At 55.2% G+C, this 22,715-nt stretch carries 22 protein-coding genes and 1 pseudogene; 14 read left to right on the top strand and 9 right to left on the bottom strand.

Annotation, left to right across the window (positions count from 1 at the left end; translation table 11 throughout):
- The 3 genes from BUE18_RS04880 (at position 1) to BUE18_RS04870 (ending at position 1,981) form a co-directional block, all read left to right on the top strand.
- Positions 1 to 624: an RlmE family RNA methyltransferase gene (locus tag BUE18_RS04880; protein ID WP_073473519.1), complete on the top strand. Its 624-nt coding sequence runs from the start codon at positions 1 to 3 to the stop codon at positions 622 to 624.
- Positions 611 to 1,354 (top strand): YebC/PmpR family DNA-binding transcriptional regulator, encoded by a 744-nt coding sequence (locus tag BUE18_RS04875; protein ID WP_073473517.1) that lies wholly within the window; start codon positions 611 to 613, stop codon positions 1,352 to 1,354. Before BUE18_RS04880 ends, BUE18_RS04875 begins: the two co-directional genes overlap by 14 nt.
- 114 nt (positions 1,355 to 1,468) lie before the next feature.
- Positions 1,469 to 1,981 (top strand): hypothetical protein, encoded by a 513-nt coding sequence (locus BUE18_RS04870; protein ID WP_073473515.1) that lies wholly within the window; start codon positions 1,469 to 1,471, stop codon positions 1,979 to 1,981.
- A gap of 236 nt (positions 1,982 to 2,217) precedes the next feature.
- Here the strand turns inward: BUE18_RS04870 and BUE18_RS04865 are convergent, their stop codons facing one another.
- From BUE18_RS04865 to BUE18_RS04845, 5 genes are all read right to left on the bottom strand, one after another.
- Positions 2,218 to 3,339 carry a glycosyltransferase gene (locus tag BUE18_RS04865; protein WP_073473513.1) on the bottom strand — a complete coding sequence of 374 codons (1,122 nt, stop codon included), beginning with the start codon at positions 3,337 to 3,339 and terminating at the stop codon, positions 2,218 to 2,220.
- Positions 3,336 to 4,451, bottom strand: a complete 1,116-nt coding sequence (locus BUE18_RS04860) for a glycosyltransferase family 4 protein (protein ID WP_073473511.1) — start codon at positions 4,449 to 4,451, stop codon at positions 3,336 to 3,338. Before BUE18_RS04860 ends, BUE18_RS04865 begins: the two co-directional genes overlap by 4 nt.
- Positions 4,452 to 4,719: 268 nt before the next feature.
- Complete coding sequence (locus BUE18_RS04855; protein ID WP_073473509.1) at positions 4,720 to 5,721, bottom strand: HDOD domain-containing protein; 1,002 nt, start codon at positions 5,719 to 5,721, stop codon at positions 4,720 to 4,722.
- Positions 5,722 to 5,891: 170 nt separating this feature from the next.
- A complete protein-coding gene (locus BUE18_RS04850; protein WP_073473507.1) occupies positions 5,892 to 7,640 on the bottom strand; it encodes a serine/threonine protein kinase in 1,749 nt (582 codons plus the stop codon).
- A 174-nt stretch (positions 7,641 to 7,814) separates the two neighbouring features.
- Positions 7,815 to 8,708, bottom strand: a complete 894-nt coding sequence (locus tag BUE18_RS04845) for an alpha/beta fold hydrolase (protein ID WP_073473505.1) — start codon at positions 8,706 to 8,708, stop codon at positions 7,815 to 7,817.
- Positions 8,709 to 8,961: 253 nt separating this feature from the next.
- Between BUE18_RS04845 and BUE18_RS04840 the strand changes: the two genes are divergently transcribed.
- The 4 genes from BUE18_RS04840 to BUE18_RS04825 all read left to right on the top strand — a co-directional run bounded on the left by BUE18_RS04840 (position 8,962) and on the right by BUE18_RS04825 (position 13,598).
- Positions 8,962 to 9,759: an SDR family NAD(P)-dependent oxidoreductase gene (locus tag BUE18_RS04840; protein ID WP_073473503.1), complete on the top strand. Its 798-nt coding sequence runs from the start codon at positions 8,962 to 8,964 to the stop codon at positions 9,757 to 9,759.
- A gap of 702 nt (positions 9,760 to 10,461) precedes the next feature.
- A complete protein-coding gene (locus BUE18_RS04835; RefSeq protein ID WP_073473501.1) occupies positions 10,462 to 11,835 on the top strand; it encodes a sulfatase-like hydrolase/transferase in 1,374 nt (457 codons plus the stop codon).
- The gene (locus BUE18_RS04830; protein WP_073473499.1) at positions 11,832 to 12,389 is read left to right on the top strand and encodes a hypothetical protein; all 558 of its coding nucleotides are present in this window, start codon (positions 11,832 to 11,834) and stop codon (positions 12,387 to 12,389) included. Before BUE18_RS04835 ends, BUE18_RS04830 begins: the two co-directional genes overlap by 4 nt.
- 21 nt (positions 12,390 to 12,410) lie before the next feature.
- Positions 12,411 to 13,598 carry an anaerobic sulfatase maturase gene (locus BUE18_RS04825; RefSeq protein WP_073473497.1) on the top strand — a complete coding sequence of 396 codons (1,188 nt, stop codon included), beginning with the start codon at positions 12,411 to 12,413 and terminating at the stop codon, positions 13,596 to 13,598.
- A 602-nt stretch (positions 13,599 to 14,200) separates the two neighbouring features.
- Here the strand turns inward: BUE18_RS04825 and BUE18_RS04815 are convergent.
- Positions 14,201 to 14,830, bottom strand: a complete 630-nt coding sequence (locus tag BUE18_RS04815; protein WP_073473493.1) for a GNAT family N-acetyltransferase — start codon at positions 14,828 to 14,830, stop codon at positions 14,201 to 14,203.
- 624 nt (positions 14,831 to 15,454) lie between these two features.
- Here BUE18_RS04815 and BUE18_RS04810 point away from each other — a divergent pair.
- The 6 genes from BUE18_RS04810 to BUE18_RS04785 all read left to right on the top strand — a co-directional run bounded on the left by BUE18_RS04810 (position 15,455) and on the right by BUE18_RS04785 (position 20,880).
- Positions 15,455 to 16,627, top strand: a complete 1,173-nt coding sequence (locus tag BUE18_RS04810; protein WP_073473491.1) for an ABC transporter substrate-binding protein — start codon at positions 15,455 to 15,457, stop codon at positions 16,625 to 16,627.
- Between the two features lie 111 nt (positions 16,628 to 16,738).
- Positions 16,739 to 17,662 carry a branched-chain amino acid ABC transporter permease gene (locus tag BUE18_RS04805; RefSeq protein WP_073473489.1) on the top strand — a complete coding sequence of 308 codons (924 nt, stop codon included), beginning with the start codon at positions 16,739 to 16,741 and terminating at the stop codon, positions 17,660 to 17,662.
- Between the two features lie 15 nt (positions 17,663 to 17,677).
- Complete coding sequence (locus BUE18_RS04800) at positions 17,678 to 18,982, top strand: branched-chain amino acid ABC transporter permease (protein WP_073473487.1); 1,305 nt, start codon at positions 17,678 to 17,680, stop codon at positions 18,980 to 18,982.
- A gap of 40 nt (positions 18,983 to 19,022) precedes the next feature.
- The gene (locus tag BUE18_RS04795) at positions 19,023 to 19,793 is read left to right on the top strand and encodes an ABC transporter ATP-binding protein (protein WP_073473485.1); all 771 of its coding nucleotides are present in this window, start codon (positions 19,023 to 19,025) and stop codon (positions 19,791 to 19,793) included.
- Positions 19,793 to 20,506 (top strand): ABC transporter ATP-binding protein, encoded by a 714-nt coding sequence (locus tag BUE18_RS04790; RefSeq protein ID WP_073473483.1) that lies wholly within the window; start codon positions 19,793 to 19,795, stop codon positions 20,504 to 20,506. The genes BUE18_RS04795 and BUE18_RS04790 overlap by 1 nt, the downstream gene beginning before the upstream one ends.
- Before the next feature lie 209 nt (positions 20,507 to 20,715).
- Entirely contained in the window at positions 20,716 to 20,880 is a 165-nt protein-coding gene (locus BUE18_RS04785) for a YqaE/Pmp3 family membrane protein (RefSeq protein ID WP_073473481.1), read from the top strand.
- 120 nt (positions 20,881 to 21,000) lie between these two features.
- Here BUE18_RS04785 and BUE18_RS04780 read toward each other — a convergent pair whose 3' ends face one another.
- Positions 21,001 to 21,555, bottom strand: coding sequence for a carboxymuconolactone decarboxylase family protein (locus BUE18_RS04780; protein ID WP_073473479.1), 555 nt, complete (start codon positions 21,553 to 21,555; stop codon positions 21,001 to 21,003).
- Between the two features lie 89 nt (positions 21,556 to 21,644).
- On the opposite strand from BUE18_RS04780, the gene BUE18_RS04775 reads away from it, so the two are divergent.
- A complete protein-coding gene (locus BUE18_RS04775) occupies positions 21,645 to 21,992 on the top strand; it encodes a winged helix-turn-helix transcriptional regulator (protein WP_073473477.1) in 348 nt (115 codons plus the stop codon).
- A gap of 27 nt (positions 21,993 to 22,019) precedes the next feature.
- On the opposite strand, the gene BUE18_RS04770 is transcribed toward BUE18_RS04775, so the two are convergent.
- The gene (locus BUE18_RS04770; protein ID WP_073473475.1) at positions 22,020 to 22,268 is read right to left on the bottom strand and encodes a Nif11-like leader peptide family natural product precursor; all 249 of its coding nucleotides are present in this window, start codon (positions 22,266 to 22,268) and stop codon (positions 22,020 to 22,022) included.
- Between the two features lie 193 nt (positions 22,269 to 22,461).
- A pseudogene (locus tag BUE18_RS04765) lies at positions 22,462 to 22,715 on the bottom strand (IS1634 family transposase); the annotation flags it as partial.

Raw genomic sequence — 22,715 nt, 5'->3', positions numbered from 1 at the left:
ATGAAATCAAAGAAAAAGGGCAAAAACCTTTGGCGGGATCATTACACAGACAAAGCCCAAAAGGCCGGCTTTCCCGCCCGCTCTGTGTTTAAACTGGAGGAAATGCAAAAACGGTGGAAGATCCTCCGGCCCGGCCAGAAGGTCCTGGACCTTGGCTGCGCTCCGGGGTCGTGGCTCAAATACGCTTCCCAAATAGTGGGCGACTCAGGCCGGGTCATCGGCCTGGATCTCAAGCCCATGGATCAACCGGACAAGCCGAACGCCCAATTTATTCAGGGCGACGCGTTTGAACTGACCCAGGAATTCCTGGACGAAATCGGCAGGGATTTTGACGTGGTGCTGAGCGACATGGCGCCCAACACCACGGGCATCAAGAACGTGGACGCCCTCAAGTCCGCGGCCTTGTGCGAATCGGCGCTGGCCACGGCGATCACCGTCCTCAAGCCCGGAGGCTCGTTTGTCTGCAAGATTTTCCAGGGCGAAGGATTTGATGCGTTTATAAAGGATGTAAAAAAATATTTTACCAAACATAAAATTTTCAAGCCCGAAAGCACCCGCAAACAAAGCCGGGAGATCTACGTAGTGGGCTGGAGCAAAAAAGGAGGATCCCATGTCAGGACATAATAAATGGTCAACCATCAAACATAAGAAGGGCGCAGCCGACGCCAAGCGCGGCAAGGTCTTCTCCAAGCTGATCAAGGAAATCACCATAGCCGCCCGCATGGGGGGCGGCGATCCGGACGCAAACCCCCGCCTTCGCACGGCCATCAACGCCGCCAAGTCTGAAAACATGCCCAAGGACAACTGGGAGCGCGCCATTAAAAAAGGCACCGGCGAACTGGAAGGCGTGAACTACGAGGAATTCCAGTACGAAGGCTACGGCCCCGGCGGCGGCGCCGTTCTGGTGGAATCCCTGACCGACAACAAAAACCGCGCGGCCGCGGAAATCCGCCACATATTCTCCAAGTGCGGCGGCAGCCTGGGCGAAGCCGGCTGCGTGGCCTGGATGTTCGATAAAAAAGGCTACATTGTCGTCAACAAAAGCGTGACGGACGAAGACACCCTCATGGAAATCGCCCTGGAAGCCGGCGCAGAAGACGTGCGGGAAGCCGGCGATGTATTTGAAGTAATCACCCTGCCCGATGATTACGATGCGGTCAAGGAAGCCATTGACGCAGCCGGCATCGAAACCGAAGACGCCTCGGTCACCAAACTCCCCCAGAACACGGTGGAAGTCACCGGCAAGGAAGCCGAACAAATGGTCCGTCTGCTTCAGACCCTGGATGACTGCGACGACGTGCAAAACGTCTACACCAGCGCGGACATCCCGGACGACGCCTTCGGGGAAGACTAAAAAGCTGTTCCGGGCGGATCAGTCGCCCAGGTTTCATATATTTGATGTAAAAGGGGAAAACCTGTTGATGACGGGTTTTCCCTTTTGTTTGAAATAGACTGCCTGGAGGGAGCAATGGCAAATCTTGTTATGTTCGGGGCGTCGATTTTCGCTGTACTGGGTATTGCACTATTTCTGTTCAAAAAACGATCAAACCGTCGCGGAAAGCAGGAAGGCGCCGAAGGCTGCATAACAGTGGAAACAGAAACCATTGTCATGCTCAAAACAAACCGGCTTTCCGCCGTTGATCCGGCCAATGACCCGGCAGTCTTTTCCATCCCAGACTTTGCGCCGGGTAAGTATATTGTCCCCTACTCCGCCATACAAAGTAATTCCGAAGGGCCAATATATGTGGATACCGGCGGGATTTTTTTTATGGACGCCCAATTATTGGAGCCATTTTTGGAATGGTTCCACGAAACCGCCGATTCATTGTCCTATGATATCTTTTCGGTCAGCGAAAAATTGAATGAATTTGACGATGCTTTTCAAACGACCACAGGATTTCTTTTCTCCGAAGGGATTGGAACCAACTTTCCCGGCGACGGCGGCTATTCGCTTGATCTTTCTAAACTAAGGCGAGAATGAACAAGTATGCAAAGAGGCATTAAGTCTTGATTTTGTTGGGTTTCGCAAGCTCAACCCAACCTACGTCGCGCAGGGTGAGACGTAGGTTGGGTAGAGCATCGGGGACGAATACGGAACTCACAGAAAATGCGTATTGATCAAACGCATTAAAGGGCTGATATCACGCCGCGAAACCCAACAAAACAAAGAGGCTCATAGGGCCGCCGCTGTTCGTCACCCCCGTGGAGGGGCTCTACTTATTCCGACAAAAGCCGTTCATACAAATCCAGCAGTTTGGCTTCCTGGGAGGTCCAGGAATATTTTTCCCTGAAAAGGCGTTTGCCGCTTTCGCTCATTTTTCTGCAAACATCCGGATTTTCCAAAAGATAATCAATGGCCTTTGCAATGGCTTTGGGATCGGTTGCGTCCACGGCCAGACCGGTGTTATCCCTGACCAAAAGGTCTTTCCACAAGGGAAAATCCGAGGCGACCATGGGCAGGCCGGCGGACATGTACTCGTAGAGCTTGTTGGGCGAGGTGTCGGCGTACCCGAACAAGGGCTGGAGGCACATTAAGCCCACGGCTGCCGAGTGCATGTGTTCGTACACGCCTTTCAAATCCGTCATGCCCAGGAACTCGGCGTTTTTTCCGTAGGCGGGAAGCTGCTTTATCGCCCGGGTCTCCGGGGTGTCGATCTCCTGGCCGATGATAGTCAGGTGCGCGCCGGGAGTTCTAACGTGCTCCATGGCCTGCACCACCTGATACGACCCGATGTGATCCCGCAGGCCTCCGGTGTACAAAATTTTTGTATTGCCTTCAAAGGTGCGGGGAATTTTGCCGAACAGGTCGGCCATGTCTTCCAGGGCGAAGTTTTCCAGGATCACGGTTTTGTCCGCCGGAAAGCGGGCCGCCAGACGGGAGCCGATGCTTGTGACGATGGCGTCGATGCAAAAAACCGTGATTTGCTCCAGGGCGCCCACGGACCTGGCCGTGAGCTTGCGAATGGGCGCCGGAATATAAGCCTTGCCCGCCACTTTGTCCGGGTGATTTTCGTGAGCGTCGTACACCACCTTGGCCCGGGTGAACACTCTCAGCAGAATCCCCACGGGCAGCAGCTCGATGTTGTGAAAATGATACAGGTCCGCGTTCAGGCTGAGCGCGGTTTTAAAAACGTCCGGGACCACGCGGGTTAGGCGCTCTTTGCGATTTGGGCAGGGCTGGACGGGAACGATAGTCACGCCGTCATGCACCCCGCCCTTTTCCGCCTGGGCGACCAGGGACACTTTGTATCCCGCCCGAGCCAGGGACCGGCATTCCTTCATGAAGATTCTTGTGTCAAAGGGCGTATTTACGGATGTCAGATGGACTGCATGCTTCATTTGGCCGCCTTTTTCGCCGCTAATTCATTATAAAAAAGTTCCAGCCGTTTTTTTTGCACTTCCATGGAGCAGTTCTCCTGTACGAACGTCAGGGCGTTGTGGCTCAACTTTTGGTGCAGGGTTTTGTCCTCCGCCAATCTCAGCATGGCCTCGGCCAGGGCGCCGGGATCGTTCATGGGGACCAACAGGCTGTCATGGCCGTCCTTCACCGAAGCGCGCATGGCCGGGATGTCCCCCGCAATAACGGGCGTTGCACAGGCCATGGATTCCCGGACCGACTGGGACACGCTGTCCGATCCAGCCAGGGATATGGACGCCAGGGAAATTTGATACCGGTTGGCCATTTGCCGGTCGTCCTCCACGTTGTCCAAAAAACGAACGGCTTCAAGCGCTCCGCTCTCGGCCAGGCAGTCCTTGAACTCGGCCAGCAGGTCTTTCCTGGCTCGAGTCAAGGGGACGAGCAGACGCGCGTTTGGATTTTTTTTATGGACCTCGCCAAAGGCCTGGGCCGCAGTCATGGGATGATACAAAGGCTCCAACATGCGGCACAGGTAAAAAACCGGCCCCTCCCCCAGGTCCAGTTTTCGCCTAAAGGATTCGTCAGGCTCATCCGGCCGGAACGCGTCCGTGTCCACCCCCAGATAAATGACCTCCAGCTTGGACTCGGGCACGCCAAGCTCCAGGGCCTTGTTTTTTAGCTCGTCGCAAACGCAAAGGATTTTGTCCGCCCGGTTAAGGGCCGCTTTTGTGAGCGTCTGATGAAATACGGAGGTCTGCTCCAGCAAAAATAAATCCGATCCGTGCACGGAAAGAGCCGTGGGCCGCCAAAGCGCCATGGGCGTGGGCCAGCCCGCTCCAAAGGCCGTGTGGGCGTGGAGCACGTCGGGCTTCAATTTTCTCACCAAGGCGAATAACGCCGCGCCGTAGGCTGCGAACCGGATTTTAGGCAGGTTGAAGCGCCCGGCCAGGTCATAAAACGCCACGCCCGGAGGAATTTCCACGCCGCGTTTTTCGCAGCCCACAAAGTGGACGTCATATCCCCAGGCGGCCAGGTTTCTCGCCCAGCGCCAGGCATGCGCGTCGTTCGGATTTCCGATGTAGCAGATTTTCATGGCCGCCTGTCCGTATTCATCCCGATTGTCCAGGAATGCGGGGGGACACGATACTTGTCTCAATCGTCATGCATAGTATATTTACGCTTTGCAGAGATAAGTTCATGTCCCCTCTAAAAATCCGTTCTCGCCCCGATTATTTGAAGCAAGGCGCAACTAACGTAAAGGATAGGAAAAAATAGCACAACCAGAAGATCAAAGCCAGGGGCATGTAAAAAGGCAGAGGGCGGGAAAGGAGGCCGGTCCCATTGGACGGCCCCCATTGCGGTTATTCAGCTTGAATGGTTTCGGTGGTTTTCTGGACGGATTCCAGCATAAGAGCCTCAATTTTCAGGGCTTCCTCCTGGGTGAGATCCAGAAATTCCAAAGCGCCGTCCTCGAACGAGGTTTCCACTTCGTCAAAGGAAAAATCCAGGCTGCAATTCAGAGCCAAGGTGTCGGCGATATGCAGGGCGTAGGACAGGAAATCGCCGTCCGACTTGGACGGATAATGGTGAAATCGGATGGCTGTGGTTATATTTTCCGGCATTTTCCATGACTTGCAAACTTCGCCGGCGATTTCGCAATGGTCGAATCCCAAAATGGTCTTTTCCGCCTCCAAAAAGCTCATGCCTCTGGCTGCCAAACGCCGAAACATTTCCTTGCGCTCCGCAACATAGGGTTCCAGGGCCATCTTGCCTGCGTCATGGGTCAGGCCGGCGGCGAAAGCGTCCTCGGCCAAATGGGGCTTGGCGCGGCCTGTAATGATGCGGGCGCCAAAGGCCACCAGCAGGGAGTGCCTCCAAAATTCGCCGGGGTCCATGCCGTATCCCGGCATGGGCTTGTCCAAAAGCTGGGAGGCGGAAGCCATGGTCAGAATTTCGTTCAGAGTCTTTTGCCCCAAAACCACTGAAGCCTGCTGAATGGTGGAAACCGTGCCGGAAAGCCCGTAAAACGGCGAATTGGCGATTTTAAGCACCTTGGCGGCGATGGCCTGGTCCGTCACCAGGACAATGGCCAAATCCTGAAAGCTGGAATTGGGGTCGGCCATGACTTTCCGGGCTTTGTGGATAACCTGGGGCATGGGCGGCAGATCCTTAACCCCTTTGACAATGGCCTTTTTCAGGGCTTCCCCTTCCGGCAGCGTGTTTATGGGCGGCGCCTGCGCCGGAGGATTGATGGTTATGAGATTTTGGCAGGCCGGACACTTTAAGCTAATGGATTTATCCTTGGGGAGCTTCTCATCAGGAATATTATATTTTTTATGGCAACTTGAGCACTCTATCTTCATCTCTGCATTTTCCTTCCCAGAGTCAAAAACTTGTCATCTTCCGTCAACGCACGGACGTCAGGATCAATCTCCAGCCCCTAATATGGCGCGGGGTCGTTCCATTTGTTTAGGAGCGGCGCGTCGACATTGTATAGAGCAAATACCGCGCCAATTGGGAGTTTTTCAGGCCGCTAAATCGGAATTTTTTGGATCAGATCCATCCAAAAGGACATGATCCGTGAAGCCTGGCCCGTGGAAAACAGATAATAAATCAAGGCCTCCACAAAAAGCAGAAACAAAAGCAGCCTCATTATCTGCCGTTTCGTTTGGGTTTTCCGCTTGGGCGCCGGAGAAGGGGCCGGCTTGGATGCGGCCGCCTCCTGCTCCTGCAAGCGGGTTTTTTCATCGGCGGCCAGAATCCCGTCTATGGCGTTAATAACCTGGCCGGCGCTCCTGAAATTTTCTTCGGCTTTCCTGGAGAGCATTCTTCTAACCAGATCGCGCACCTCTCTGGGAGTTGAGTCCAGGGAATGGGGGATGATCAACTGCCCCTGCCGCCAGATGGGCAAAATGCCGGTGATCATTTTATGCAGAATGGCGCCTGTGGAATAAATATCCGTCAGATGGGACTTGGGCTCTTTAAAGGGATTGTACCAGTTCTCGTTGGAGGATTCCTTGCCGTAATGCTCTTTCAGCCCGAAATCCGTGAGTTTAACCACCCCTTTGTTGGATATCATGATGTTGGAAGGCCGCAGGTTCCCGTGCAAGACCTTATGGCTGTAAGCAAAGGCCAGGCCTTCGCAAATTTGCCGGACAACGGCCAGAGCATCCCGCCATTCGTAGGGCCTGGCCATGCGCTCCTCCAGGCTGCCGCCCCGGATGTATTCCATGGCCGCGATGTAAATTTCGTTGTTTCCCGAGGCGCCGGCCACGTTCACGATGTTCTTGTGCTTGAGCTTGAGAAATGCCTGGGCTTCGGGCAAGCCGCCCACGGACGCGGTGTACTTCTTTACCACCATGAGCTTGCCGCTCTGCTTGCGGCGGAACAAATACACCGCCCCGAATTTGTGCTCCTTGATGATGTCCAGCAGCACCAAGCTGTCGTCATCGCCCCCAATGCCCTGAGCCTGGACCTTGGCGTCGCCGCCGAGGTGGGCGCCCTTGAGTTCGTTCAACAGGACTTCCTTGATGGCGTCGGCGGACTTCACCCGGTCCTCCGGCTCGGGAGAGAGGCATTGGAGGATGATTTCATCCAAGGCTCGCGGGATGTTGGGATCATGCTCCATGGGGGCTTTGAAATATCCCGTGGGCCGGGCTCCGGTGAACAACTCGTACATAACCACGCCCAAGGAGTATATGTCGCTGGCCGGGGTGAGATTCTTGGCGCTGGCCGACTGCTCGGGCGACATGTAGGCCAGGGTGCCGAGCACCATGCCTTCCCGGGTGAGGGTCGCGCCGGTCATGTGTTCGTCCACAAGCTGGGCGATGCCGAAATCCGCCACCATGGCGTGCCCCTGCCCATCTATAAGAATGTTGGCCGGTTTGATGTCCCGGTGCACCACGCCGTTTTTGTGCGCGTAGTCCAGGGCCTTGCACACCTGGACCATAATCTCCATCTTCTCAGTCAGGGTGTACGAGCCCTTTTTGATCTCCTTTTGCAGGTCCGTGCCCTGGACGAAATCCATGACAAAATAGGACAGGCCGTCCGCCGTGGTTCCCCGGTCTATAATGTGGATGATGTTGGGATGAGCCAGGCGGGCCACGATGGTGGATTCGCGGTTGAACCGCTTGATCATGCTTTCCCGGCCTGAAAGCTGGCGCGCAAGTATCTTGATGGCCACCAGGCGGTCCAGGGAGGGCTGGAGACCCTTATACACCGTGGCCATGCCTCCGGCCCCGATTTTTTCCAGAATCTGATATTGTCCGATATAACCCGGCATGACGCTTCCCGTTTAAAGGATTAAACAAAAGCATGCCGGATTATTCGAAAATATTAATTTGGGTGGAACGCCAATCGATGGATGCAATCCGGCGTGCACGCCTCACTTATGCACGTATCGTGCCGCCGCCTGCAATTTATCCAAGGCCGAATGCCAGCAAATTTGGGATTTTTCCTAAACGGACTTCACAAGGGCTGCAATTTCCCGAGCCGTTTCCTCCCAGGTGGACGGAAAGGCCATGCCGTGCCCCACGCCTTTCATCATGATCAGGCGCGCGCCGGGAATGGCTTCGGCCGTAACCTTGCCATGCTCGGGCGGGATGAGCGCGTCTGCGTCTCCATGGATGACCAGGGCCGGAACCTTAAGCCCGCGCAATTTCTCCAGGCGTCCCCTGGAAAAAGTGGCGGCCAGAAATTGCCGGGAGACGCCCATCGGATGGAGGCCCCGGTCAAATTGATCCGCCGCCATTTGAGCTTCGCATTCCGGGTCGTAGACGGGGCTGTTTGACGCAAAAATCCGAAAAGAGTCCACCGTATGCCTGATGTACCCCTCCCGTTCCTCCGGGGGCTGGGCCAGCAGCCGTTCCGTGGCCTCAGGCGTGGTGCGTGGCAAGGACGGATCCTGGGGATTGGACGGAGACGAATGCATGGAGGTCAGGGACAAAACCCTGCCCGGGTGCTCAATGGCCGCGGCCTGGGCGATCATCCCGCCCATGGAAAGGCCGCAAATGTGAGCCTTGGCCAAGCCCAGATGATCCATGAGCCCGACCGCGTCGCTGGCCATGTCGGAAATGGAATAAGGCAGCTCCGCAGGCTCGCCGGAAAGAAACTTCTTGGTGATGGCGGCGATTTCCTCAGCTCCTGTCTCGTCGCATTGGGTGGAAAGGCCAATGTCGCGATTGTCAAACCGGATTACGTACAGCCCCTGAGCCGTAAGCAGCTCGCAAAACTCCAGCGGCCACCGGACCAGTTGGCTCGCTAGGCCCATAATCAGGACGAGAGGCGGATTTTTCGGGTCGCCGTGGGTTTCGTAATACAAGGTAATTCCGTTAACTTGAGCTTGGGGCATGGGTTTTCTCCGATTTTTATTTTTCACGAATGTGCCAATTCGTGTATGATAGGCCATTGAGCCGGCATCGTCAAGCCTTGGCTGCGCGCCCTGGTTATCGATTTTGCAGCAAATTTTGCGCGGCCAAAGCCAGGTTTTTACAGGCCGCTCCCCAGATGCGGGACGGATAAATTCGCCCCGGAGCTTGAACCTGTCTTAAACCGATGATATTCTGATATTATAACAAACAAATTTTGTTCAAGGAGGAGTCGTCATGAGCACCGGACCCCGTTTGCAAGGAAAAACCGCCATTATCACCGGAGCAGCCAGCGGAATTGGAGCCGCCACAGCCACGCTATTCGCCGAGCACGGAGCATCCCTGGTCCTGGCCGACGTAGTGGAGGAGGCGCTTGCGGCCGTCGCCGCCAAGGCTGAGGAAAAAGGCGCCAAGGTGGTATACAAAACCACGGACGTGTCCGACGAAGAACAGGTGAAGGCCCTGGTGGACCTGGCGCTGGAAACCTACGGCCAGATAGACGTCCTTTGCAATAACGCGGGCATCACCGGCGATTTTACGGACATGAACTCCGAAGATCAGGAAAACTGGAAAAAGGTCCTGGCCGTCAATCTGATCGGCCCCGTGCTGTTGACCAAATACGCCGCCCCCCACATGAAGGAAAAGGGCTGCGGATCCATCGTGAACACCGCCTCCGTGGCCGGCATCCGGGCGGGCGCAGGCTCCAATGCATACAGCGCCAGCAAGGCCGCCCTCATCAACTTCACCAAAACCGCGGCCTGCGACCTGGGCTCGTTCAACGTGCGCGTCAACGCGGTCTGCCCCGGCCTCATCGAAACCGGCATGACCAAAATGGTCTTTGACTACGCCCGGGATACGGGTAAGGAAGCCAAGCTGGGCAGCCGCTGCGAAATGAAACGCTACGGCCTCCCGCACGAAATCGCCTTCGCCATCCTGTTCCTGGCCAGCGACGAGTCCAGCTACGTGACCGGCCAACACCTGGCCGTGGACGGCGGCAACACCGCCTCCCTCAACCTGCCCGGCATGAAGTTCTAAACAAGCCGGCAAAAGACGGAATTTCAAGGCGCCGGGCTCGTTACAGCAAGGGACCGGCGCTTTTTTCTGTAAATTAATGCCTGTCAAGGGCGCAGGAAAATCCTGAATAGGCCAGCCGTGGCAGCGTTCTTTGCTTCCAAAACGCGCCAGCGCAATAAGGGCCGCCGAGGATGGGCAGCCCCGGCATAGCAGTATCCTGCCGGGGGGCGATAGCACAGGTAGTGCAAACCGATGCGTTAACAAAATCCCCAAACCATGGCATGAGCGAACAGCCTGTCCAACGCATGTCAATGCAGGGCCGCTGCACTGCAATGGAGCGCGGGGACCTCGCAACGACAGAAAAACGGCTTCGAATGAGAATTTCCGGCCGTAAAACCTCGGCAAATTCATAAACTCCCCGGCCGCGCATATTATCCCGCTAACCCCGATTGCATGCCGCGGCTAGCCTTAGGGGGGAGTTGCGACCATCTTTGATTTAAATCGCGCGGGTGCATGTTCAATTATTCCTGATTCTCCACAAACGCCCTTTCAATATTTTTGAAAAAAGGCTAAAATGCCATTCAATCATTTTTGCGGCCTGACATTTCCTAATTTTAACAACTCCATTCACCACGTAGTCTTGATATCCGGCGATAAGCGCCGTTGATAAACCGCATAGCACTATTTCTGCGCACTTTGTCCAATGCTTAAAGGAGGGGAGATATGGCGGAAAAAAACATTTCCAGACGCGGCGCGCTCAGGCTAATGGCGGCTGCGTCCGTTGCCGGGGCCGCGGGCGGCTTTCCCAGGAGCCTGTTCAGCGCTCCAACCAACGGAAAGAAGCCCAACGTCCTATTCATCCTGACGGACGACCATCGTTACGATCACATGGGCTGCGCCGGGCATCCGTTCATACAGACGCCCAATCTCGACCGTCTGGCGACCCAGGGGGTTTACTTCAACAACTCCTTTGTAACCTCCTCGTTGTGCAGCCCCAGCCGGGCCAGTTTTTTAACCGGCCAGTACGCCCACACCCACGGGGTGCAAAACAATCTGACGCCCTGGAACAACGACAACGTCACCTTTTTGGAGCGCTTCAAGCAAGCGGGCTACGACACCGCCTTTTTAGGCAAGTGGCATATGCCGGGCGAATTGCCCAAGCTGCGGGGCGTGGACGAGTTCGTGACCTTTACGGTCCGGGGCGGCCAGGGCCAGTATTGGGACTGCCCGCTCATCGTCAACGGCGAGGACGCCATGCCCAACAAGCGTTACATCACCGAAGAATTGACCGACCGGGCCATCAACTTCATAGACAGGGATAGCGACAATCCCTTTTGCCTGTATCTATCCTTGAAAGCCGCCCATCACGACTGGAAGCCGCCCACGGACCTGAAAGACCTGTACAGCGACGAAGAGCTTCCGCTGGCCGAGGAGGCGGACACCTGGGTAACCATGACCAACGGGGCCGTATTCTGCGGGACCACCGGAACCTTGCAGTATCATTACCGGAATTACTGCCGGGTGGTCACCTCCGTGGACAGGCAGGTGGGGCGGCTGCTTAAGCTCTTGGACGACAAAGGCCTGGCGGACAATACCATTGTGGTCTACGCCGGGGACAACGGCTATTTTTGGGGGGAGCACCGCAAGATTGACAAAAGATGGGCGTACGAGGAATCCATCCGGGTGCCTTTTATGATTCGCGCTCCCGGAGTCGTTCCCGATCCGGGCAGAAAGGCCAACCAAATGGCTTTGAACATCGACCTGGCCCCCACCTTGTTCGATCTGGCTGGAATTGAGCCTCACGCGGGCATGGAGGGCCAAAGCCTGGCGCCCATCCTGAAAAACGGCCGGACGCCCGGCAGGGAGGCTTGGCTCTACGAATATTTTAAGGACTACCCGTACAACGTTCCGGCGATTCAGGCGATTCGGACGCAAAACAACATCTACATCGAATATGACAGCAGCAGAAAGCCCGAGTATTACGACCTGAAAGCCGATCCCAAGGAAAAACATAACCTCTACGACCAGTTGGACGCCGCGGACATTTCCCGCTACCAGCAAATGATCGCCGCTCTTGCAAAGGAGGGTAGGCTATGAGCAACGCCCAAGAAAACGGAAACGGTTTTAAATTCGCCTGGATAGCCTTTCTCTGGGCTTGCGGCTTCATGGCGGCCTGCAAAATCATGTATAATATCGCCTGGTACGAATTCGCCCCGGGCATGCACAAGCCCGTGACCTTCGTGGCGGGCGTCCTCTTGTTCGCAGTCCTTGCCCTGGCGCCGGCCATAGTCTATCCTATAGGAAGAAAACGCGGGGCTTCCGGCCCTTTGCTGGTTCTTGTTTCTTTTCTGACCCTATTGATCTGGGACGCCTGGGAGGTGTACCGCGTCACGGAATTCTTCACCATAGGCGAATCTTTGTATTACGGCCTGAATTCCGTGTTCATCGCCGCCGTCCTCGCCGGGATTTCCGAAATGGGCGCATGGGAAGCCTATTTCCGCAAAAAGGAAAAAAAAGAAGGCGGGCCTGGGCTGATGGGGCCGGTCCTGACCGCCCTGGCCGGCTTGGCGCTTCTGTATGTGGTTATGTTCTGGAACTTGGGCCAGAGCTGGTTCTACATTTACCAAAGTGGATACCGGGCGTTGTTTTAAAAAAGGAAACCCTTCTCTGCCATGAACTTGTTGATCAAACCAGCGTCCTATCGCTGCAACCTGGATTGCGTCTATTGCTTTTACAAAAGGGCTGAGGAGGTCTATCCTGCCTCCCAAACCATGATGGATCTGGAAACCGCTCAGGCCATGATCGAAAAAACCCTGGCCCTCGGCCATCCCATGAACGGGTTCTGCTGGCAGGGCGGGGAGCCCACGCTCATGGGCCTGGATTTTTTCCGGAACGTAGTCAGATTGCAGAAAAAGGCCGCCGCTCCCGGCCAGGTTGTGGAAAATTCCATCCAGACCAACGGAATTCTCATTGACGACAAATGGGCGAAATTTCTGGCGGAAAATAACATCCTGACAGGCCTGAGCCTGGACGGCCCCAAGGAAATCCACGATAAAAACCGGATTGACCACCAAGGGCGCAGGACCTTGTCCAGGGTGATGCAAACCGCCCAAACCCTTTCCCGCCATGGGGCGGAATTCAACATCCTCACCCTCCTGACACCCGGCAACGTGGACCGGCCTGAAGAACTGTATAATTTTTTTGTGAAGCAGGGTTTTGAGTATCTTCAGTTCATCCCGTGCGTGGACGCGGACCCCGAATCCGGGGCGCCCGCGCCAAGAGCGGTTTCGGGAAAAGCCCTGGGGGAGTTTTACGTCCGCCTGTTCGACCTCTGGCTGCAAGACGGATTCGGCCGCATTTCCATCCGCCTGTTCGAAGATATCCTTATATATATGCTGGACGGAGTCCGGGCTTCATGCCAATGGCTTCCCCATTGCGATTCCTACCTGGTGGTGGAGCATAACGGCGACGTCTACCCCTGCGACTTCTACGTGTACGAACAGTACAGGCTGGGCAATGTCGTCCGGGACGACCTGCCCGCCATCATGAACTCGCCCCTGCGAAAAAAGTTCGCAGCCGCCAAGGCGGAGTGGCCCGGGAAATGCCGCGCATGCCGGTACTCCGCCCTTTGCCAGGGCGACTGCACGCGCCACAGGATCGACGGCCCCAGTATGCTTTGCGAGGCGTGGACCATGCTTTTCGACCATTTGGAGTCCCACCCCGTGGACGTGGCCGCCAAGGCCCGGGAAGCCAGGAAGCAGCACGCCCGGGACGTGCGGGCGAAAGCGGGCCGCAACGATCCCTGCCCTTGCGGCAGCGGAAAAAAATTCAAAAAATGTTGTATGGCCAAAATCTCCTGAGTTCTGCATATAGATTGATTTCGAACAAATGCTCGGCAGGTTCTTGACACAGTATGCCTCCGTTTATTCTTGGGGACATCCCTTAATAAGTTAGTAACTCTATCATGTTCTTGTAGTTCTTGGGAGCATCCATTGAATAGCGTCCCCTCTGGGACGCAGGTAGTCACCGGATTTGAGTATCCATCCTGGTTGCACCTACTGTTGCTTTGCAACCCAGGCAGGGTACTGCTCTGCCTGGGCCACCCAATTGTTTTTTAGGCGCCGCAGCGATCACCGATGACTTTACTCTGCCGACTTCCCCAAAAAACAAGGGCAAAGACTCTGGATTCCCGATAAGCACGCTCGGGAATGACGGGCAAAAAGCAAGGACAGACACGGGGGCCTGTCGCTACAAAAGCCAGGGCTCTCGGGATTGACGGGCTGGGAGACCTCGCCCCTACGCGGCCATGGGCGCTCCGGAATAACGGCGCGGGCGCGGCAAGCAGCGCCCCTACGCGGTCCATGAGCGCTCGGGGAGGACGAATAGGAGAATCCCAGGGAAAGCAGGCCGCCGATTTCCCCCTTTTCGGCGGCGTTCTTTGGTGAACCGGTTGCGTATTCCTCTAAAAATCCATGGCCATGCGCAAGCCTTTGGGAACGCCGTTGTGGCTGGGCGCGGGCGCCAGGGTTTCAACCAAGCACGCAAGCCCTATGTACTTGTAAAAGTCCACGGCCGGATTATCCGCAAAAACGTCCAGATGCAGGCCCCGATAGCCCGCGGCCTTGGCTTTGTCCATGGCACTGCAAAGCAGGCCGGAGCCGATCTTTTTTCCCCTGTTCCGCTCGTCAACGGCGAGAGTCAGAACATAATACACATTTTTCGGGATGCTGGGATTGAGGTAGCTGCATTGATAGCCCCGCTTTCCCATCTCGCTGACCGCATCCTCAGGTAAAGCGCCTGATTCAATCAGTTCAGGAAAAATGGACGCCATTGCCTTTTTACGCAAATGGAATTCAGGACCTGCAAAGCCCGCCTCCATGCCAAGCAGTCGACCTCCATCCATGGCAAGGGTGATCTTGTCGTATCCGAACAATGTTCCGGGCGAAGCCAAAGAGGCGCCTACAATCAGGTCAAAATATGCCCGGCTGACAAACTGGTAGCCGAAGGCCGCCTGGCCAGTGCTGTGGATTAGATCAAGGATCTGTTCCCCATAGGATGCAACGTGCTTTTCCGTAGCCAGAACCAATTCCATGAGGCCTCCTCCATTTTTTCCACGGATGTTCGTAGGTGAGGGAGGCTGGCGCCTCCGAAGCTGCAGTATATGCAATATTGAGCGTCCGCAGGACTATCTACACTGCGCAACCTTTCAAGTGCTATTTGGCCGGAAAATACCACATCCGAGCTAAATATGGGAGGCCTTATGGCTTTTGACATCCATTTGCCGGCGGGGCGTCATAATATAGACTGACGTCCCTTCCGGTTCCGGCTGTTTTTTGAGGCGGATGGAACGCGGAACTTGCCCTAACGGAGGCCAGTGAAAGGCGGATGGAAGGGCTTGCCGCCGGAAATAGCCTGGCCGGAAAATCTCGCGGCGGCCGGGCCTGAAATTTTTGTTCACCGGACCCGGATGAAATTAAGGTTCCGATTGTTGAAAAAGGTAAGCGGGCTGTATATCGGTTGCACTGTCGGAATGGGGTGATTTTCCCTCAGGGGCGGGGGAATATGCTAAGATTTGGCTGAGATAGGGCTTAACAGTAATTTTTTTCAGGTGAAAAAAAACAGGTTTTATGTTAGGGCATTGTTGCGACTGGATCGAATGCGCGCCAGTATTGAATTCTTCCCAAATACTAACTTTTTTAGCCTTTATGGGGGCCCTATGAAAAGATCTTTATCACTTGTTATCGGCTGTTTGGTTATTGCGCTCGCTTTGACGCCCTGCGCCTGGGCAAAGTCCAAAACCATCAAGATTGGCATTAACGCGCCCATAACCGGGGACATCCCCAAAGTGGGAGAAGGAAGCAAGTACGCAGCACAGATGTGGCTGGAAGATGTGGAAGCCGCCGGCGGCCTGGAAGTTGGCGGCCAGAAGTACAAGGTGGAACTGGTAATCGAGGACAACGAGGCCAAAGCCGAGTCTGCGGTTAAAGCCAACACCAAGATGATCACCCAGGACGAAGTGCTCGCCATTGTCGGCCCCCAGTCCTCCAAGCAGGCCGTCCCGGCCGGCGGCGTGGCTAATGACTGGGCCACCCCCATGATCACGCCCTGGTCCACCAACCCCGACTCCACGAAAGACCGTCCTTACGTCTTCCGCGGCTGCTTTCTCGATCCTTTCCAGGGTCCTGTCGTCGCCAATTTCATCACCGAAGAATTCGGGGCCGCCAAAGCCGCCGTGCTGTATGACGTGGCCAGCGACTACCCCAAAGGCCTGGCCGAGTTCTTTAAAATCGCCTGGGAAAAAATCCACGGCCCCGGCTCCGTGGTTGCTTTTGAGAGCTTCACCACCAAGGACGCCGACTTCTCTTCCCAGTTGACCAAGATCATTCAGTCCGGCGCCGAAGTCATCTTCACCCCGCAGTATTACAACGAAGTGGCTCTGATTGTGCAGCAGGCTCATGAACTGGGTTGGCAGAAGCCCATCGTAGGAAGCGATTCCTGGGGGTCCGCCGAAACCGTCAACCTGTGCGGCCCTGACTGCTACGGCCTGTTCTTCAGCTCTCACTACGCAGCCGCCGGCGCCACTGGCAGCACCAAGGCTTTCATCGACAGATACGAGAAAAAATACGGCTACGTGCCTGACGACGTCGCCGCGCTGACCTGGGACTCTTTGGGAATCGTCCAAAAGGCCATCGAATCCATGGGCAAAATGACCGGCAACATTGAGAAGGACCGCACCGCAGTGCGCAACGCCTTGGCCAAGGTCAAGGATTTTGAAGGCATCACCGGTAAAATGACCTTTACGGAAGACGGCGATCCCATCAAGTGCGCCGTCATCGTCAAGATTAACGACAAAGGGGAATTCGAGTTCTATAAGTCCGTTTGTCCGTAATAAAATCATTCCCGGCTGATTCCAGGCCGGAACCTTGCCAACCGACAGTATGCGGGCCCGGAGGTTTTAACCGCCGGGTCCGCATTCTTACGCAAGCCAGGAAGCAATCTTATGACCGTCTTTTTTCAAAGCCTGGTAAACGCCTTGCAATGGGGGAGTTTTTACGCGCTGATCGCCTTGGGATACTCCATGGTGTACGGCGTGTTAATGCTTTTTAATTTCGCCCACGGGGACGTGTTCATGGTGGGAGCATACATCAGCTTCATCGTCGCCACCGCCCTGACCGCCCTTGCCGCCGCCGGAACCATCGCCATTCCCGGCTGGGTCGTCCTGTTGTTGACCATTGTATGCGCCATGATGCTGAACGCCATTGTGGGGATCATCATCGAACGCGTGGGCTATCGGCCTTTAAGGGAAGCCCCCCGCGCTTCGGCCGCCATCACCGGCCTCATGATAGGCATTATACTGGAAACCGGCGTGCTGGCCATCATGGGCGCGCAGCGGGCCAAGTTTCCCTCTCTGATCCAATCCGTCACCTATGACGTGGGCGGAGTCTTTATTACGAACAAAAAAATCATGATCGTGCTGGTTTCCATCGTCCTGATGCTGGCCTTGGATCAGTTCGTAAAAAAGACCAAGTGGGGCATGGCCATGCGGGCCATGGCTTTTGACTACACTGTGGTTCCGTTGATGGGGGTGCCCGCCAATGTCATTGCGGCGCTGACCTTCGCCATCGGCTCGGGGCTGGCCGCTTCGGCCGGGTGCCTGTTCGGGGTCGCCTATCCGGTGCTTGATCCGTACATGGGCATTGTGTTCGGCTGGAAAGCCTTTGTGGCTGCAATTCTTGGAGGGCGCGGCTCCATCTTAGGCGCCACCCTGGCGGGCTTTTTGTTAGGGTTCATCGAAATCTTCGTGGCCCTTATATTCCCGTCCACCATGCGCGATTTTATCGCCTACTCCATTATTTTGCTCATTCTCACCTTCAGGCCTCACGGCTTTTTCGGCGAACCCCACAGTGCAAGGCTTAGATTATAGGACAGGGTGTTATCAATGACTAACCAGCAACCAGAAATTCAAAGCAACGGCCCGTCCAAAGGCGGAAAAGGCTATTTTAAGGCTTTCAGGAGCTACTTTTCCTGCGTCCCTATGTTGGGTTGGCTTGCAGGAATAATTGCGGCGGTCCTGTTTGAACGTTTTTTGGGGGATCAGATTTCCGAATTGCTCGGGCTTCCCAAGATCCCCGTTTTGTTCGGCTGCATGATCATGCTCAAGGACTTTAGCCTGATTCCCAGCGCCCTGGCTTTTCTTGTAGGCGTATATTTCATTCCGATCCTTCTTGTTGGAAGGGCCCTGGCCCCGGTATTCAACGGGCTTGCAGGAATGATCTACAAGATTTCGCCCATGTTTTCCGTGGTTTTGCATTTGGCCTTGTTGTACCTGGCGCTGCATTTGTGGGCGGACCTCAGCGCATACCGGTTGATGACGCTCAAATTCACGCTGGTGGCTGTCATGCTGACGTTAAGCCTAAATGTAATCAACGGATACATGGGGGAGTTTTCCTGCTCCCATCCCGGATTCATGGCTCTTGGGGCCTATGCAGCTTCGGTGTTCACCCTGGTCCTGTTCACCAACGACCGTTTTTTCGGCGAGGCGTTGCTTTCCCCCAGCATGGGCGTCTACTTTTTTCCCGTGGCCATTATTCTTGGAGGCTTCGCCGCCGCTTTAGGAGCCTTGGTTATAGCCATACCGTCATTCAGGACCAGGGGCGACTATTTGGCCATCATATCCCTGGCCTTCATGTTCATCGTCAAAAGCCTGATCGAAAACCTGGAAGTGGTCGGCGGCCCCAGAGGCTTGGGAAGTCAGCCCAACTACGCCAGCCTTCCCATGGTCTTCGGCTGGACGGTCCTGTGCATCTGGGTCATTAACAATTTCGTCCGGTCCACCTTGGGCAAGGCGTTGAACGCAGTCCGAGACGATGAGTCCGCTGCGGACGCCATGACGGTCAACACCAGGCGCACCAAAATGGTGGGATTTTTATTCGGGGCTTTTTGGGCCGGAGCGGCGGGCGGGCTTTTCGCCCACATCCTGCGCTACGTAAACCCGGCTTCTTTCGGGCTCCAAAGGCTGGCCGAAATTCTGGCCATGGTTTATTTCGGCGGCCTCAATTCCGTGCACGGGTCCATTGTGGGCGCAGTGAGCATCAGCCTTCTGGGCGAGGCCTTGCGCCCCCTGGAGCTGTTCAAGTGGATCATTATTCCTCTGCTGCTCATCCTTGTCATGATTTTCAGGCCCACGGGGCTGATTGCATTCAAGGAGTTTAACGTCAAGCAACTGGTCAGGCCGAGAAATTAAGCCTTGATATTGAAAAGGCCAAGCAACCGGCGAGGATATTATGCCTTTATTGGAAATTAAAGACCTGAGCATTCGATTCGGAGGGCTTCAGGCGGTAAAAAATTACAATCTCACCATGAATCCCGGGGACATCCGGGGGTTGATCGGTCCCAACGGCGCGGGCAAGACCACCGTGTTCAACATGATGACCGGCATCCTGACGCCCACGGAAGGCCAGGTTTTGCTGAACAACTGGAGCATCGAAGGGTTTCAGCCCTACCAGATTGCGGCCAGGGGCATCGGGCGCACCTTTCAGAACCTTTGCCTGTGGCGCCATATGACGGTTTTGGAACACGTTAAAATGGCGTGTTACTCCAAAATAACCTACGGCCTGTTCGGGGCTTTTTTCGGCGGCGCCCGCAGGAAAAGAGAAGAAACCCAGATGACCAACAAGGCCATGGACCTGCTGGCCCTGGTGAAATTGGATCAGTTTGCGGACCAGCTTGTGGGCAATTTGCCTTACGGCGCCCAACGCAGGATGGAAATCGCCCGGGCGCTGGCCACGGACCCCAAGATTCTGTTGCTGGACGAGCCCACGGCCGGCATGAACCCCGAGGAACTGGACCAGATTATGGAAATCATCCGCCTGGTCCACGGGGAATATAAAATGGCCATTCTGTTGATTGAGCACCGATTGAAGTTCGTCATGGAATTGTGCGAAAGAATCCAGGCTTTGGTTTTCGGCGAAGTGATCGCGGAAGGCGAGCCCGAGGAAATCCGAAACCACCCCCAGGTGATCGAGGCGTACCTGGGCAAGGAGATTGAATACTGATGTTGCTGAAAGTAGAAAACCTGAGTGTTTCTTACGGAAGGATACCGGCGCTGACTGGTTTGGACTTTCATATTGACGAAGGAGAAATCGTCAGCATCATCGGAGCCAACGGCGCAGGCAAAAGCACCACGCTGCGGGCTATCTCCAGGATGGTGAAAGTGGAGCCCGGATCCAAAATGACCTTCATGGATAAAGACCTGCTAAAATACCCTCCGGACAAGGTGGTCAGCCAGCTTGGCATCACCCATGTGCCGGAAGGCCGCGGCATCTTCGGCAACCTGACGGTCAAGGAGAACCTGCACCTTTCCGCTTTTGCGCGCAAAGACGCGGCGGAAGTGAAAAAGGACATCTCCCGGGTGTTCGACATCTTCCCCCGTCTGAAAGAGCGCTATACGCAAAAATCCGGCACCCTGAGCGGCGGCGAGCAGCAAATGCTGGCCATCGGCAGGGCCTTCATCAGCGGCCGGAAAATCATGCTCCTGGACGAGCCTTCCATGGGCCTGGCGCCCCTGCTCATGCAGAACGTGTTCAAGGCTTTGAAGGAGATCAACAAGGAAGGCGCCGCCATTCTGTTGGTGGAGCAAAACGCCCGCCTGGCCCTCCAGTTCGCCAGCAGGGCCTATGTGCTTGAAACCGGATCTCTGGTCATGGAAGGGGATTCCAAAAAGCTCCTGGAAGACCCGGAAGTCAAAAAAGCCTACCTGGGAGGTTAAGGACCGGGGCGCTAAGAAGTTTTCCGCTTCCAAAATCCAGCTAATCGGTTAACCCGCCGCATAAATTTGACAAATCAAAGCCGCCGGAGCCTCTCTTCCGGCGGCTTTTTTATGGACAATAGCAGGCGGCTTTTTGTACAGTGTTCAAACATGAAGTTTATCCGGGACTTGTTAGGATGCTAATATTGCACGAGGAGGCTTTTTACGCGATGAAAGACAACACAATTATCATGCTCATTCTTTGCTTGCTTCTTCCCCCGGTGGCTGTATTTTTGAAAAGCGGCGTGGGAACGCCGTTGATCATAAACATCATCCTGTGCATTTTCTTTTATGTGCCGGGCATTGTCCACGCCTTGTGGGTTAGCTTCAAGTAAGGTCGCCGGCGGGACGGTTCTTTCAGGCGCTCGCCGGAAAGCCTGCTCTTTAGGCGTAACAATACGTTCACAAAGCAGAAAGGCCGGACGTCCGTTTTGGGGCTGTCCGGCCTTTTTTAATCATGCCTCGTCGGGAAATCGGGCGGCGAACGCCTCCAACTCCACTTTCGCCCCGTTCGTAACAAATGAGACCGTGTGGTAAAAACCCGTCAGAACAATCAACTCCACCAACTGGTCAGGATTCCAGGCGGCGGCGAGCCCATCCCAAAGGCCGTCGGAAATTTGGGCTGAATCGTGCAACTCGTCCACCATGCGGATTAACAGGCGATCCTTATCCCCCCAGCATGGGCTTTGGCCGTCGCCATGCACCGTAGCGGCGATCTGCTCTTGGAAAATGCCGAATCGTTCGGCGAAATAGGCCGTGTGCACGCCCCATTCATATTCCGATCCACATCGGGCGCAGGTGCGCAGGATCACGATTTCCCGGTCGCGGCGCTCCAGGGAGCCCCTGTCCAACAGATTCCCGCGGCGAAACTTTTTCAACACCCTCGGATTTTGGGCGAGGGTTTTAAACAGCTTCAAAGGCTCTATGCCCGGGGGCATTATCTTTTCCAGCTCTTCCTTTGTTTCCTGTTCATAGGGCGGATTTACCATGGCTATGCGTTGTTGGGTCATTTTTCTTGCCTCCTTTGGGTTGAGGTGCTACAAATTAAATAGCACTATAGTGCTACGTTTTTAATAGCGCCAGGAAAAAGTGAAAAATTATGGCAAAATCCCTTCCAAAACCGGGAAAAAAGGTGCGCAGCTCCGAGTCGGGCCGTCCGATCATGGCCTTGCTGGATCTGCTGGGACGCCGTTGGGCGTTGAGGATCATATGGGAGCTGAGGGACGGCCCTTTTCGGTTTCGGGGCTTGCAGGAGGCCAGCGGGGGCTTGTCGCCCACGCTTTTAAATCAACGTTTGAGGGAGCTCAGGGAGGCGGGGGCCGTGGAATTGACCGAGGAAGGCTACCGGCTGACCCAGGACGGAGAGGAGTTGTTCGTTATGCTGGCGCCATTGAATGACTGGGCGGAAAAGTGGGCGCTAAGAACATCGAATAGTGACGCAAAGTGAATTTGAGGCGTGTAAGGCGCCCCAAACTTAAAATGTCCGGAACAAAAGATCCCACCAGCCTTCGAATTCCTTGATTTGGTTTGCGGCGTCGTTTGTCTGGCACTCTGTGAGGGCATGATGATAGGCTTCATCGAACTCGCCGGGAGTGAAGCCCAGGTCTTCCTCCTCCAAAATTTGTTGAATCTCACCCGGATCCGCCGCCCTGTTCAAGCGGGCCCTGAGTTCGCTGTCTGTCAGCCCCCGTTTTATGAATTTTTGCGCATTTGCCACGGTCATTATTTTTCTCCCTTTTTTTTATCCAAACAAGCCGCCTTCATTCCTGCATAATTGTAACATAAGTCCTTGTTTGGCGGCTTGCACAAAAGCGGTAACATTAACTCCTAAAATGAATCTCTCGTCTTGGACAGGACTTTCAGAGTTAATGGCCTATATGCATCCTAATGATTTGATATAATGGACGATATTTCAGCTATATCTGTAGAACCCAACCGTCTTTGATGGCGTATCCCAGGGCCTTCAGGACCTCCTCCTGGATGGGGTTGGGATCTTCAATCCGCACCTTGGGGGACTTTTCCCCCTTATTCCAGGTGAGGACGCAGTTCAGGTTCTGCATTTCTTCCATGATGGTTCCGCCGCTGTACTTCCCTTTCACCTTGATTTCCAAAAGCCGCAGGCAGGTGAGCGCCAAAAGGCAGGTCAGGAGATGGCAGCGGATCTTGCTGT

Origin of the sequence: Desulfatibacillum alkenivorans DSM 16219 (assembly GCF_900142135.1) — a bacterium.
GTDB lineage: Bacteria > Desulfobacterota > Desulfobacteria > Desulfobacterales > Desulfatibacillaceae > Desulfatibacillum > Desulfatibacillum alkenivorans.
The sequence above is the reverse complement of the archived record's forward strand: the minus strand, read 5'-3'. Positions and strand labels throughout refer to the sequence as shown.

What these genes read in the sequence shown, in the direction of transcription:
- BUE18_RS04850 (WP_073473507.1), bottom strand. Translation starts at nt 7,640, where the DNA reads ATGCCGGGTTATATCGGACAATATCAGATTCTGGAAAAAATCGGGGCC.
- BUE18_RS04795 (WP_073473485.1), top strand. Translation starts at nt 19,023, where the DNA reads ATGCCTTTATTGGAAATTAAAGACCTGAGCATTCGATTCGGAGGGCTT.
- BUE18_RS04805 (WP_073473489.1), top strand. Translation starts at nt 16,739, where the DNA reads ATGACCGTCTTTTTTCAAAGCCTGGTAAACGCCTTGCAATGGGGGAGT.
- BUE18_RS04830 (WP_073473499.1), top strand. Translation starts at nt 11,832, where the DNA reads ATGAGCAACGCCCAAGAAAACGGAAACGGTTTTAAATTCGCCTGGATA.
- BUE18_RS04880 (WP_073473519.1), top strand. Translation starts at nt 1, where the DNA reads ATGAAATCAAAGAAAAAGGGCAAAAACCTTTGGCGGGATCATTACACA.
- BUE18_RS04840 (WP_073473503.1), top strand. Translation starts at nt 8,962, where the DNA reads ATGAGCACCGGACCCCGTTTGCAAGGAAAAACCGCCATTATCACCGGA.
- BUE18_RS04790 (WP_073473483.1), top strand. Translation starts at nt 19,793, where the DNA reads ATGTTGCTGAAAGTAGAAAACCTGAGTGTTTCTTACGGAAGGATACCG.
- BUE18_RS04835 (WP_073473501.1), top strand. Translation starts at nt 10,462, where the DNA reads ATGGCGGAAAAAAACATTTCCAGACGCGGCGCGCTCAGGCTAATGGCG.
- BUE18_RS04770 (WP_073473475.1), bottom strand. Translation starts at nt 22,268, where the DNA reads ATGACCGTGGCAAATGCGCAAAAATTCATAAAACGGGGGCTGACAGAC.
- BUE18_RS04870 (WP_073473515.1), top strand. Translation starts at nt 1,469, where the DNA reads ATGGCAAATCTTGTTATGTTCGGGGCGTCGATTTTCGCTGTACTGGGT.
- BUE18_RS04815 (WP_073473493.1), bottom strand. Translation starts at nt 14,830, where the DNA reads ATGGAATTGGTTCTGGCTACGGAAAAGCACGTTGCATCCTATGGGGAA.
- BUE18_RS04825 (WP_073473497.1), top strand. Translation starts at nt 12,411, where the DNA reads ATGAACTTGTTGATCAAACCAGCGTCCTATCGCTGCAACCTGGATTGC.
- BUE18_RS04780 (WP_073473479.1), bottom strand. Translation starts at nt 21,555, where the DNA reads ATGACCCAACAACGCATAGCCATGGTAAATCCGCCCTATGAACAGGAA.
- BUE18_RS04860 (WP_073473511.1), bottom strand. Translation starts at nt 4,451, where the DNA reads ATGAAAATCTGCTACATCGGAAATCCGAACGACGCGCATGCCTGGCGC.
- BUE18_RS04865 (WP_073473513.1), bottom strand. Translation starts at nt 3,339, where the DNA reads ATGAAGCATGCAGTCCATCTGACATCCGTAAATACGCCCTTTGACACA.
- BUE18_RS04810 (WP_073473491.1), top strand. Translation starts at nt 15,455, where the DNA reads ATGAAAAGATCTTTATCACTTGTTATCGGCTGTTTGGTTATTGCGCTC.
- BUE18_RS04785 (WP_073473481.1), top strand. Translation starts at nt 20,716, where the DNA reads ATGAAAGACAACACAATTATCATGCTCATTCTTTGCTTGCTTCTTCCC.
- BUE18_RS04875 (WP_073473517.1), top strand. Translation starts at nt 611, where the DNA reads ATGTCAGGACATAATAAATGGTCAACCATCAAACATAAGAAGGGCGCA.
- BUE18_RS04845 (WP_073473505.1), bottom strand. Translation starts at nt 8,708, where the DNA reads ATGCCCCAAGCTCAAGTTAACGGAATTACCTTGTATTACGAAACCCAC.
- BUE18_RS04800 (WP_073473487.1), top strand. Translation starts at nt 17,678, where the DNA reads ATGACTAACCAGCAACCAGAAATTCAAAGCAACGGCCCGTCCAAAGGC.
- BUE18_RS04775 (WP_073473477.1), top strand. Translation starts at nt 21,645, where the DNA reads ATGGCAAAATCCCTTCCAAAACCGGGAAAAAAGGTGCGCAGCTCCGAG.
- BUE18_RS04855 (WP_073473509.1), bottom strand. Translation starts at nt 5,721, where the DNA reads ATGAAGATAGAGTGCTCAAGTTGCCATAAAAAATATAATATTCCTGAT.